Here is a 12,622-nt window from a genome sequence, read left to right on the forward strand (position 1 = left end):
TGGTGTCCCGGGTTGTTTTTCGGGGTTTAGAATTTATAAGTTAGGGTAGTTAAAAACTGCCTTGGAGCGATAGGATTAACGCTGTAATTTTCGTGAACGTTCCAGTTGAGTACATTGCCTATGTTAGATATTTTTGCAATGATAGAAACTTTCTTGCAGTTGTATCCTACAGAAGCATCAACAGTTGTGAACTTTGGTACATAAACCAATCTCGATGCGGTTTGCGTTTGGCCTACCGTATTTAGAAAGCCCGCTGTGCGGTTGCCCAAGTAAAATACAGATACGCCAGCTTTAAAGCCTTTTAATTTGCCATCAAAAAAATTGTAGAACACACTGGTATTGGCCGTGTGTTTTGGTACGTTTAGCAAGGGCTGCCCTGCAATGGTGCTACCTAATACCGTAGAAGTTTTGGTATAGCGCGCATTGGTATAGCTATAGCCTGCCAAAACATCCAGGCCTTTAAATGGGTGGCCGGCAATATCCAGTTCAACACCATCGCTTTTGGTTTGGCCACTCAATACTTTAATGTTGGTATTGGTGTTAGGGGTTACGCCATCGGCCTGAAAAGTGGCTGTTTGGGCCAGGTTATTGTTTAATATGCGGTAAGCAGTTACGTTTACCGATAGGTTGCCGTTAAGGAAGTCGTTTTTAATTCCGCCTTCAAACTGGTCAATGATCGATGGGTCTAACGGATTATTGTTAACATCTGTACCGGTATTTACTACGAACGAGTTGGAGTAGCTGGCAAATAAAGCGGTATTTTCCAATGGCTTATAAACGATGCCTACCCTGGGCGAAAATGCCTGATCTGTTTTGCTCTTTGCAGATTGAGTTAAAGCCGGAGTATAAAAATTATTGACAGCAGTAGGAGCGATGTATTGGTATGACCAGCGGATACCGGCAAGTACCTTCAGCTTTTCTGATAAGCTTATCAGGTCATTAAAATAAGCACCAAAACGGTTGGTTGTTGTTACTACGTCATAAAATGGATTCATGGTGGGCATATCTGTACGCTGGGTGTATTTGTTCAGATCATAGATGTTGATCTTATCGTATGTAGCGTTTTGTACGGCATTGTTTTGATCCAGATAGCTTGATTGCACTTTGCCGTTAACAGTCACATTAGTTACATAGGTATAGTTATCATTACTATATCGGTCGGCATCAAAGCCTGCTAAGATGTTGTGTTTTATCGGGCCTGTATTAAATTGACCGGTAATGTTTAGCTGGCCTGTAACGTAATCTTCGAGCGTTTTGGTACGGTTAAGCGGTCGCGACCAATCACCGGTCGCATCGGGTTGCACACGCTCGGTGGTTTGGTAACGGCGGTCGTAATATTGGTAAGATACACCGCCACTTATTTGCCAGAGGCTGTTTAGCTGGTGGTTTATTGTTGCCGTTGCGGTAGATTGTTTTGTTTTACCGGTAGACCATACCGCGCCCAGATACCTGTTGCGCGGTACATTAGCTATTACGTTATCTACCTGACCAGTACCAAAATCGGGTACGAAATCGTAATCAAGAACGTCGCCTTCAACCACCAGGGTGGTTTTGTCGCTTATTTTATATAACAAGGATGGATTTACGTAAATGCGCTTGTTTTTGAGGTAATCGCGATAGCTTTTTGAGTTTTCGTAAGTTGCGTTTAAGCGGTAAGCTAGTTTGGAAGTAATAGGTCCATATACATCAACGGCCGGCTTGTACAGGTCGTAGCTGCCATAAGTCATGGAAGCTTGGCCGCCCTGTTCAAATTTGGGTTTTTTGGTGATCATGTTTAAAACACCGCCGGGCGCAACGTTGCCATATAATAAGGCCGCACTGCCTTTCAGTATTTCTACACGCTCCAACGAACTGATTTCGGGCATGGCGCCGGTATTTACCCTGAAGCCATTTTTGAACATATTGGTTGCGCCAAAGTTATAACCGCGCGCCGCAAATGTTTCTTGAGTATTGCCGCGGGCGCTGTATAAATAAACTCCGTTTACGTTTTTGATTACATCGCTAAGGCGCAAGGCTTGTTGTTGGTCAAGCACATCGCGGCCAATTATAGAAATGCTTTGCGGCAAATCAATAGGCGATACGTTCATTTTACCAATCCGGATGCTTTTACGATTGATCGTTTTGGTAGAGGAAACAGTAACCTCGTTCAAATCAGTGGCGCTTTCTGCGAGTGTAAAATCAACCTTGGTGACATTGTTAGCAGTTACAGTCACGGTTTTTTCTTCACTTTTGGCACCGGTATATGAAATGCGTAAAGTATAGTTTCCAGGTTTAATGTTGTTGAACAGGAACGAGCCGTCCTCAATAGTCATGGTGGTTTTGTTGAGACCTTTTATAGCTACGGTAACAAAGCTGGCCGGCTGACCATCGCTGGATTTGACGAATCCGCTTATTTTGCCGGTGTTCCCATCATCGTCGGGGCCTTTGGCTTTAAGCGAAAAACTGGTAATTGTTAGCAACAAGAAGAGAAAATATGTTTTCAGGAGAGTAGGATGTAGGGTTATTTTCATCTGTTATTTATATTAAGTCTAATTAAGTGCAAAAGTAACAATGCGGATTTTAATCACAAATATTATTTAGAATTAATTTAAATAAGAACTGGGTGGGGTGAGCTGTACGGGTATGAAATGAGTTATTTTAAAAGTATGTTCTTTGTGGAAAATATATTTCGTATTATGATAATTTGGGTGAACTAAAATCGTATCTTTGCGGTGAAATCCCTTCCCCTGACAAAAAATAGGCTTGCATAATTATTCTTACCCCATCCCGACTAACGAAGAACCAAGACTTTTGGCACTGGCTTCTTACCAAATGTTAGATACCCTGCCCGAAAGCGATTTTGAGGAATTGACGCTCCTGGCGTCAGAAATTTGCCAAACGCCAATAGCTCTGATAAGTCTGCTGGATGATAAGCGTCAATGGTTTAAATCCATTGTTGGTTTTGATGCCAAAGAAACACCCAAAGAACAGGCTTTTTGCGCGCATGCCATCATGGGCAATGAAGTAATGGTAGTGCCTGATGCGCGTAAGGATGCGAGGTTTGCCAGCAACCCCTTGGTTACCGATAGTCCGAATGTGGTTTTCTATGCGGGCGTTCCTTTAATAAATGCCGAGGGTTACGCTTTGGGCTCGTTGTGTGTGATAGATACCGAACCCAAGGAGCTTTCCGCGCAGCAGCTTGGTGCCCTTAAAACATTAGGGAAACAGGTGCTTGCCCAGTTTGAGTTGCGCCGAAAGCTTGCCAATTTGCAGCGGGCAAACGATGCCCTGCTGGAAACCAATGCCTTTATCCAGAAATTCGCAACCACGGCCGCGCATGATATCAAAAACCCCTTGAGCAGCATGCTGCTTACCTCCCAGGCCATGCACATGCGGCTGGTTAGAAGCGGCGACGACAAGAGTAGGGGGCTTGCTGAAATCAACATAGCCTCTACAAAAAAGCTTTTGAAGATGGTAGACGAAATGCTGGAGTATTCATCAGCACCTGCCTTGCTGCTTACCAACCAGAAATGCATCGACCTGAACACCCTCCTTCGGAATGTTATTGGCCTGATAAACCTGCCAGCCAAGTTGCAAATAAACCTGCCTGCCGCTAAAGCTGCAATTACCTGTTCGGCAGTTGCACTGGAGCAAATATTCATCAACCTGCTTACCAATGCCATCCGGTACAACGATAAGGCGGAGGGCATCATCAGTATCAAATTTCTGGATGAAGGCAACCACTACCACTTTAAAGTTATAGACAATGGTATGGGCATCGCCGAAAAAAATCTCGAACGGATATTTCAGAACGAAGTAACCCTGAATGTGGTAGATAAGTTCAATAAAAAAGGCACGGGTGTAGGCTTGTACACCGTGAAAGCCCTGGTGGAAAAGTTAGAAGGTGTCATCAGCGTAAAATCGAAGGTGGGCAGTGGCACAACTTTCGAGTTCACGATACGCAAGAATGCTGGCCTAAGCTAGCGTAATTAGCGGTTCATGTTTACCAGTACCTTGTCTAATTGTAGGTTGAATTCTACAGGTGCTTCCACCATCGGGAAATGGCCTGTGCCATGCACTTCTAACAACATAAAAGGCAGCTTCTGCTTCACCAGCCAGGCGGTATCGGTAGGCTGGTAATCGCTGTTTATTAGATATAATTTCTTTTTCAGTTTGATGAGGGCGGGCAGCTCGTCATACGCTTGTTGCTCCATTGATGCTGCGGCAACTACGGTATCTGCATGCGCAACATCGTTCAGTATCCTATCTTTAATGGGCTCGCTGGTGTTCTTCGAAAAGAGCCCCTCGTTGAACCATTGGAACGACACTTTTTTGAAGTCTTTGCGCATGGCGGCAATTGCCTCTGCTATTTCTTTTTTCTGCGCGTCGGTTTGCGGCGGCGCGCCCTGGCCCTTGAAGTTATCTACGCCCACTAAACCTATCACTTTATCCGGCGCGTCGATGGCTGCCTGTAATACAATATCGCCCGACATAGAGTGACCTATCAATACGACTTTCTTAAGCTTCAACTGGTCTATTACCGCATTCACATCGTTTGCGAAAGCAATTGTACTCCAATTGTCACGGTTGTGGCCAGACTGGCCATAGCCAGCCAAATCCATCGTTACCACGCGGTAGCGTTTACCAAAATAAGCCACCTGCTGTGCCCAGTAAGTTTTGTTAATGCACCACCCATGCACGAATAGCAGCGTAGTATCGCTTTTGCCGGTATCGGTATAGTCGATATGTACGCCATTATTTTTTACTTCTATTGGGGAGGGTGTAGCAATTTTCACAGTTTTGGGCTGCGGGTTATTACAGGTAAAAAATATGGCACAAATAGCAAGTAGAGGCAACAGGCGGATGGTTTTCATGGGTGAGGAGTTTATGTGCGGCAAATTACTCGATAAAATGTTAATGCCCAATTTGCCGGGGCTTTTTAACTTTATTTAACCGCGAGACGATTAAGGCTTTATGCCTATATTGCTACTTTATTTCCCCGATTTAAACCTTGAATAATGACTACGAAAAAATCTGTTGAGATGGCAGCCAATGCGCCAGCACCCGGCAGCCGCCTAACTTCTATAGATGCTTACCGCGGCTTTGTGATGCTGTTGATGATGGGCGAGGTGCTCTCGTTTGAGCATGTATCGAAGGCACTGCCAGGGAACGCTTTTTGGAGCTTTCTTAACTTTAACCAAAGCCATGTGGAATGGGCGGGCTGCTCCCTGCACGATCTGATACAACCCTCATTTTCTTTTTTAGTAGGCGTTGCCCTGCCGTTTTCAATTGCGGCGCGCACGGCAAAAGGCGATAGCTTCGGTAAACTGCTGAGGCATGCACTCATCAGGTCGGTAGTGCTGATTGCCCTGGGTATCTTCCTGCGTTCGATGTGGGCCAACCAAACCTATTTTACCTTTGAGGATACCCTGAGCCAGATAGGACTCGGCTATACTTTTTTGTTCCTGTTGGGCTTTTGTAAACAGCGCACACAGTTAATTGCCCTCGGCGTTATTTTGGTAGGCTATTGGGCAGCGTTTGCTTTTTACCCATTACCGGGTCCGGGTTTCGATTATGCCTCGGCCGGCGTTACGGCCGATTGGGGAGGCAACTTCAAAGGCTTCGCAGCGCATTGGAACAAGAATACCAACCTGGCCTGGGCTGTGGATAAATGGTTCTTAAACCTTTTTCCGCGCGAGCATTATTTCAACTTCAACAACGGCGGGTATTCTACACTCAGTTTTATACCTACGCTCGGTACGATGATTATCGGCTTAATGGCCGGCAATATGTTGCGCTCGGGCATGGCACCGTTTGCGCTGGTACGTTGTTTCGCCATGATAGGGGCGGGCCTGCTTGTCCTTAGCGCTGCTTTACATTTCGGCGGCGTTGCGCCCGTTGTAAAACGGATATGGACACCCGGCTGGGTTATCTTTAGCGGGGGCTGCTGCTTTTTGCTACTGGCAGTTTTCTACGGACTTACAGACGCGAGGCATAAGCGAAGGGGGTTATTTTTGGCAGTAATAGGTACCAACTCAATTGCGGCTTACGTGTTGGCAGATGGCTTTGGTGCCTTCCTTAGTAAAACCCTGTATATCCACCTGGGCCCGCATTACGACCAGCTTTTCGGCGACGCGTACAGCACGCTGGTTAAAGGCGCGATTATGTTAACAATTGATTGGCTGGTGCTTTACTGGCTTTACCGGAAGAAAATATTCATCAAAGTTTGACAGGATTTTAGGATTAAGGGATTAAACAGAATTAAGCAGAAATTTTTACACGATTTCAAGATGAAGCGATTAACACGATCAATTGTACGAAATTCCAATTTTTCACAGAGTCATCATTTCAGATAGTGTTCAAGAAAGCTTCGCAGTTTATCGAATTTAAATATTTCATTCTGTTAATTCTAAAAATTCCCCCCAAATTCGAGTTCAGACAAATGGAACAACTTAGTTTTTTTGACAGCGACCTGCAAAACCCCAAACTGCCAGTTGATTTGATGGATTATCGCGCCACCTTCTTCAGCAAAGCCGAATGCGACCTGCTTATCCCTGCACTAAAAGCCAATATCGAATGGAACCAGGAAACCATACAGATGTATGGCAAATTGCTTAACCAGCCGCGCCTTACCGCCTGGTATGGCGACAACGGCAAAACTTATGCCTACTCCGGCAAAAAATATGCGCCACAGCCCTGGACAGATGAACTGCTTTTTATAAAGAGCAGGGTAGATTACGCAGCCGGTGTAACCTTCAATAGCGTTTTACTGAACCTCTATCGCAATGGCAATGATTCTATGGCCTGGCATGCCGACGACGAACCTGAGCTGGGTGTAAACCCCATTATCGCCTCGGTTAGCTTTGGGCAAGCCCGAAGGTTCCATGTTAGGCATAAGATCGATAAGAAGGAGAAGCACTCGGTAGAATTGGAAAACGGTTCTCTGCTCATCATGAAAGGAGACCTGCAGCACCAGTGGGAGCACCAGGTACCCAAATCGACCAAAGCTTTGAAAGAGCGGATAAACTTAACCTTCAGAGTAATTAATTGAGTTTGCGAAATTCGTAATTGACCTTAATTTAGGATTTACTTATAGTTAAATGATATTGTAAATCAAAAGGTAATGTGTGCTAACTAAAGTAATTTTTTGTATTAGGAGCAACTAGTCTATGGTCATTGTAAACAATTTTGAACTGCTGTAGTAATAACGTAACTTTGCTTGCAGTTGTGTTACCAATACCATTTAATCATATGAAAGCCATAACATTATTCATCATCTGCCTTTGTTTTTCGGCAATAACATTTGCGCAAACCAATATCACTCCTGCCGCTCCCGGCGTTACTTACGGTAAATTAGTAACCGCCGATAACTACCTAACCACCGATGCCCTTGGCACTACTTTAAACACCGATACCGCCTACACAGGCAAAATCACCGGAACCGTGGTAGAGGTTTGCAAAAAGAAAGGCTGTTTTATGAAACTGGCCCAGGCCGATGGTAAAACCATCATGGTGCAGTTTACAGATTACGCCTACTTTATGCCGCAAAACATTGTAGGCAAAAGCGTTGTGGTTGAGGGCCTGGCCAGGGTGAAAGAAGTGCCTGTTGAGCGCTTGGTACACTATGCGAAAGATGCCGGTAAAACCGATGGCGAAATAGCGGCCATTAAAGAGCCACGGAAAGACATCTCCATCATGGCCGATGGCGTACTGGTATTGAAGTAATCCTTCGCAAAAAAATATTGCAAAGCCCCTGATAGTCTCAGGGGCTTTGTGCGTTTTATGAGCACTTATCATTTGCGATCTTCCGGCAACGTTTTCGTGAATAATTTTGGGCTTTTTGCAAGAATAACCCTATCATTACAAATTCCCGGATACGATTGACCTATGAAACCCTTTCTCAACGAGGACTTTTTGCTGCAAACCGATACGGCCAGGCGTTTATATCACGACTTTGCCGCCGCTATGCCCATTATTGATTACCATTGCCATTTGCCACCTTACGAAATTGCCCTTGATATCAACTTCGGCAACATTACGCAGGTTTGGCTCAACGGCGACCATTATAAGTGGCGGGCCATGCGTGCCAACGGGGTAGACGAGAGCTACATTACCGGCGGCCAAAGTGACAGAGAGAAATTCCGCCAGTGGGCGGCTACCGTGCCCTACACGCTGCGTAACCCCCTTTACCATTGGACGCACCTGGAACTGCAGCGGTACTTCGGTATACAATCGCGCCTGATGCCCACGACAGCAGACGATATTTATGATGATTGCACCGGTAAGTTGCAAAGTCCGCAATACAGCGTGCGTAACCTCATCACCAAAATGAACGTGGAGGTGATTTGCACTACCGACGACCCCATCGATAACCTCGAATATCACAAGAAACTCAAAGCCGATAACTTCGGCACTAAGGTATTGCCCGCTTTCAGGCCCGATAAGGCCATGAACAGCGATAATATCCCTGCGCTGAACAGTTATATCAACCAGCTTGAAAAAGCTGCTGACGTGGCTATAAACGATTACTACAGCTTCCTTGGCGCGTTGAAGAAGCGGCACACCTACTTCGCAGGCAACGGCTGCTGTGTTTCTGACCATGGTATCGACCAGATGTACGCCGAGGATTACACAGAGAAAGAGGTTGCCGAGATTTTCGGCAAGATAAGGAGTAGCCAGCCGATAACCGTGATGGAGAGTGTGAAATTCAAATCAGCCATGCTTTATCAGTTTGCCATATGGGATTATGAGAAGGGCTGGGTGCAGCAATACCATATAGGCGCGCTGCGTAACAACAGCACCCGCGGCCTAAGGCAAAGCGGGCCGGATACCGGCCGCGATTCGATAGGCGATTTCCATCAGGGTAGAAGCCTTTCTAAATTTCTGGACAGGCTGGACAGCGAGGACAAACTGGCCAAAACCATCCTCTATAACCTCAATCCTGCGGATAACGAATTGATGGCTACCATGGCTGGCAATTTCCAGGATGGCACGGTAGCCGGTAAAATACAATGGGGTTCGGCCTGGTGGTTCCTGGATCAGAAAGATGGGATGACCAAACAAATAAACACGCTATCCAATATGGGCCTGCTGAGTCGCCTCGTAGGCATGCTTACCGATTCGCGCAGCTTCCTGTCGTTCCCGCGTCATGAGTACTTCAGGCGGATACTCTGCAACCTGTTTGCAGATGATATTGTGAACGGAGAATTGCCAAACGACATAGAGTGGACCGGCAAGATCATACAGGATATCTGTTATTTTAATGCCAAAAGTTATTTTGATTTCGAGCAAAAATGAGTAGCATATCATCAAAAGAATATAAGCAAGGTGCCGTGCTATCGTTCGGCGAGTTGCTGTTAAGGCTTAGTCCCGATGACGGCGGCCAATGGCTGGATGATAATGCTTTATCCGTTTTTGTTGGCGGTGCCGAACTGAACGTAGCCTCTGCTTTGTCCCTTTGGGGTGTGCCTTCGCAATACTTTACTGCACTGCCCAAAAACGGCCTCTCGGCACAGGTGACTGACTACGTGGATAGGCTGGGCATCGATACCACCAAAGCGCATTACGGCGGCAACCGTATTGGCCTGTACTTCCTCACCAAGGGGAAAGACCTAAAGCATGATGCGCTGATATACGATCGCGCCAACTCCGCTTTTGCCGAATTAGTACCGGGTAGGATAGACTGGGATAAAGTGCTCGACGGCATCACCTGGTTCCACTTCAGTGCCATATGCCCTGCTGTCAGTCAGCAAACGGCAGATGTTTGCCTGGAGGTGCTGCAGGCAGCATCGGCAAAGGGCATCACCATCTCACTCGATCTGAACTACCGCTCTAAGTTATGGCAATATGGTAAACAACCACAGGAGGTTATGACCATGCTGGCGCCTTATTGCGATGTGATAATGGGCAACATATGGGCGGCGGAAACTATGCTGGGTATCCCGGTATCGGGCAACATACATGAGAGCGGGCAGAAAAGCCTTTATCTGAAAGAAGCACTTTCCACGTCTGAAAGGATAACCCAACTTTTCCCAAAATGTAAAGTGGTGGCCAATACTTTCCGGTTCGATGGTTCGGGCGGAATCGATTATTACGCCGCTCTGTATATGGATGGCGAATTTTATAGCTCGCAGGAGTACCGCGCCGAAAGCATCGTCAGCAAGGTTGGCTCCGGCGATTGTTTCATGGCCGGGTTGATATATGGCTTCTATAACGGTCAAACTCCGCAGCAAACTCTTGCTTTTGCCACAGCCGCGGCCTATAACAAACTATTCGTGCACAGCGATGCCACCACCAATACCGTAAAGGATATTACCAATACCATCAACCATGGATAACAGAGAACAAGTATTAGACGCTATATTGACACAGGGTATGCTGCCCTTATTTTTTTATGAGGATGCCGAGGTGAGCCTGCAAATTATCCGTACACTATATAAAGCAGGGGTGAGGGTGCTGGAATATACTAATCGTGGTAAGGAGGCCCTGGCCAACTTCCGCTACATCAAACAAGCGGTAAAGAAAGATATGCCCGGCCTATACCTGGGCATAGGCACCATCAAAACCGGGATAGAAGCAGAAAGCTTCGTAGATGCAGGTGCTGATTTCCTGGTATCGCCGATAGTAGATAACGAGGTTGCCCTGGTAGCTGCCAACTATAAATTGCTTTGGATTCCCGGCTGCATGACGCCCACCGAAATCCACATCGCACAGCAGTACAAGGCGATGCTCATCAAGCTGTTCCCGGCTAATATATTAGGACCTGCTTTTGTGTCGTCTATCAGGGACTTATTCCCCGGGCAACTGTTTATCCCCACAGGTGGCGTAGAGATAGAGGCGGGGAATATATCGGGCTGGTTCCGCTCTGGCGTGTGTGCGGTGGGGATGGGGAGCAAGCTCATCAGCAAGCAGGTATTGGACGAGCGCCTGTACGAACAACTGCACGCAGACACCGTAAAAGCACTTCAATTGGTACAGTTAAGCAAATAATCCTCAGCAAGATAATGGCACCAACCAAAAGCGTTACTTACAGATGGGGTGTAGTAGCTCTGCTGTTTTTTGCGACGAGCATCAACTACCTCGACAGGCAGGTTATCGGGCTACTGAAACCCACACTTGAAAAGCAGTTCAACTGGTCCGAGACCGATTACGGGCATATTGTAATGGCTTTCCAGGCGGCATACGCAATAGGGTTGCTGGCTTTTGGTGGCATTATCGATAAACTGGGCACCAAGATGGGTTACACCATTTCCATCGTTTTCTGGAGCATTGCGGCTGCACTAACAGCAGTGGTTAAGACCACGCTGGGTTTTGTTTTCGTAAGAGCGGCGCTAGGCCTGGGCGAATCGGGCAACTTCCCGGCGGCTATCAAAGTGGTGGCAGAGTGGTTCCCAAAGCGGGAGCGTGCACTCGCGACCGGTATTTTCAATTCGGGAGCTAACATAGGCGCTGTGGTAGCTCCGGTTATGGTGCCGTGGATACTAGGGGTATATGGCTGGCAGATGGCCTTTATTCTTACCGGAGCTATCGGTTTTATATGGCTTATATTTTGGCGCATGTTTTACCAAACGCCCTCCAAACATAAAAAGATAACCGCAGAAGAACTGGTCTTCATCAACAGCGATACCTCAGAAGCAACGGTGGCCAACACGCCCGAAACTAAAATAGCATGGTTGGAGCTTTTCGGCATACGCCAAACCTGGGCATTTTTTGCGGGCAAGCTCCTGACCGACCCTATCTGGTACTTTTTTCTGTTTTGGTTGCCATGCTATTTTGCAAGCACCTTCAATCTGGATCTGAAAAAGCCCAGCCTACCCCTGGTAATTGTTTATACCGCTACCACCATTGGCAGCATAGGCGGCGGCTATTTGTCGTCCTGGTTTATTAAACGGGGTATGCCCATTTTTAAGGCGCGTAAAACGGCTATGGTGCTGTTCGCGCTATGCGTATTGCCTATCTTTTCGTCACGGTACGCTACAAATATTTGGCAGGCTGTAGCCTTGATAAGCCTTGCCGCAGCGGCACACCAGGCCTGGAGTGCCAATATCTTCACCACGGCATCAGATATGTTCCCTAAGCAGGCGGTAAGCTCTGTTGTGGGTATAGGAAGCATGGCGGGGTCTGTAGGCGGGATTTTGTTCCCGATGCTGATCAGTTATATCCTCGAGGTAAACAAAGCCGCAGGGCATATCACAGCGGGCTATAACATCATTTTTACCATATGTGCCTGCGCCTATCTGGCCGCATGGCTTATCATGCACCTGCTAACACCAACTATGAAACCCGTGCAATTGCACGAGAAGGATGTATAATGGTAAAATGACTAAATTTGCAGCATGGAGCAAAAACCCAAGGACCCGCTGCATGGCATAACGCTAGAAGCTATCATTAACGCATTGGTGGCACATTTTGGCTGGGCCGAGCTGGGCTACCGCATTCGTATCAACTGCTTTTTGGAGGACCCGAGCGTTGGCTCGAGCCTAAAATTCCTGCGTAAAACGCCCTGGGCACGTAAGAAAGTGGAAGATTTGTACGTAAAACACCACAAGGAAATGGCTGCGGATAAAGCTTAGTGCTACGCGGGTGTTCCATATTTAAATGTGGAACACATATTTATTAATTGTTATTGACAGCCAGCGTTTTA

Annotated in this window: 11 protein-coding genes; 9 read left to right on the forward strand and 2 right to left on the reverse strand. The window is 46.8% G+C overall.

Going from position 1 to position 12,622, the window contains the following annotated elements; genetic code table 11:
* Positions 1–26: 26 nt before the first annotated feature.
* Positions 27–2,510, reverse strand: coding sequence for a TonB-dependent receptor (locus E2R66_RS21285; protein ID WP_133234619.1), 2,484 nt, complete (start codon positions 2,508–2,510; stop codon positions 27–29).
* Between the two features lie 301 nt (positions 2,511–2,811).
* On the opposite strand from E2R66_RS21285, the gene E2R66_RS21290 reads away from it, so the two are divergent.
* Entirely contained in the window at positions 2,812–3,963 is a 1,152-nt protein-coding gene (locus E2R66_RS21290) for a GAF domain-containing sensor histidine kinase (protein ID WP_133234617.1), read from the forward strand.
* A 5-nt stretch (positions 3,964–3,968) separates the two neighbouring features.
* On the opposite strand, the gene E2R66_RS21295 is transcribed toward E2R66_RS21290, so the two are convergent.
* The gene (locus E2R66_RS21295; RefSeq protein WP_133234615.1) at positions 3,969–4,853 is read right to left on the reverse strand and encodes an alpha/beta fold hydrolase; all 885 of its coding nucleotides are present in this window, start codon (positions 4,851–4,853) and stop codon (positions 3,969–3,971) included.
* 144 nt (positions 4,854–4,997) lie between these two features.
* On the opposite strand from E2R66_RS21295, the gene E2R66_RS21300 reads away from it, so the two are divergent.
* The 8 genes from E2R66_RS21300 (at position 4,998) to E2R66_RS21335 (ending at position 12,551) form a co-directional block, all read left to right on the forward strand.
* Complete coding sequence (locus E2R66_RS21300) at positions 4,998–6,209, forward strand: acyltransferase family protein (protein ID WP_204985973.1); 1,212 nt, start codon at positions 4,998–5,000, stop codon at positions 6,207–6,209.
* Positions 6,210–6,421: 212 nt separating this feature from the next.
* Positions 6,422–7,030 carry an alpha-ketoglutarate-dependent dioxygenase AlkB family protein gene (locus E2R66_RS21305; protein WP_133234613.1) on the forward strand — a complete coding sequence of 203 codons (609 nt, stop codon included), beginning with the start codon at positions 6,422–6,424 and terminating at the stop codon, positions 7,028–7,030.
* 200 nt (positions 7,031–7,230) lie between these two features.
* Entirely contained in the window at positions 7,231–7,704 is a 474-nt protein-coding gene (locus tag E2R66_RS21310) for a DUF4920 domain-containing protein (protein ID WP_133234611.1), read from the forward strand.
* A 162-nt stretch (positions 7,705–7,866) separates the two neighbouring features.
* Positions 7,867–9,276, forward strand: coding sequence for a glucuronate isomerase (uxaC, locus tag E2R66_RS21315; protein WP_133234609.1), 1,410 nt, complete (start codon positions 7,867–7,869; stop codon positions 9,274–9,276).
* On the forward strand, positions 9,273–10,316 hold the full coding sequence (locus E2R66_RS21320) for a sugar kinase (RefSeq protein ID WP_133234607.1): 1,044 nt from the start codon (positions 9,273–9,275) through the stop codon (positions 10,314–10,316). Before uxaC ends, E2R66_RS21320 begins: the two co-directional genes overlap by 4 nt.
* A complete protein-coding gene (locus E2R66_RS21325; protein WP_133234605.1) occupies positions 10,309–10,968 on the forward strand; it encodes a beta/alpha barrel domain-containing protein in 660 nt (219 codons plus the stop codon). The genes E2R66_RS21320 and E2R66_RS21325 overlap by 8 nt, the downstream gene beginning before the upstream one ends.
* Before the next feature lie 14 nt (positions 10,969–10,982).
* Positions 10,983–12,290 carry an MFS transporter gene (locus E2R66_RS21330; protein WP_133234603.1) on the forward strand — a complete coding sequence of 436 codons (1,308 nt, stop codon included), beginning with the start codon at positions 10,983–10,985 and terminating at the stop codon, positions 12,288–12,290.
* Between the two features lie 24 nt (positions 12,291–12,314).
* Positions 12,315–12,551, forward strand: a complete 237-nt coding sequence (locus E2R66_RS21335) for a VF530 family protein (protein ID WP_133234601.1) — start codon at positions 12,315–12,317, stop codon at positions 12,549–12,551.
* Positions 12,552–12,622: the final 71 nt, after the last annotated feature.

The sequence above is a fragment of the Mucilaginibacter psychrotolerans genome, from assembly GCF_004519315.1.
GTDB lineage: Bacteria > Bacteroidota > Bacteroidia > Sphingobacteriales > Sphingobacteriaceae > Mucilaginibacter > Mucilaginibacter psychrotolerans.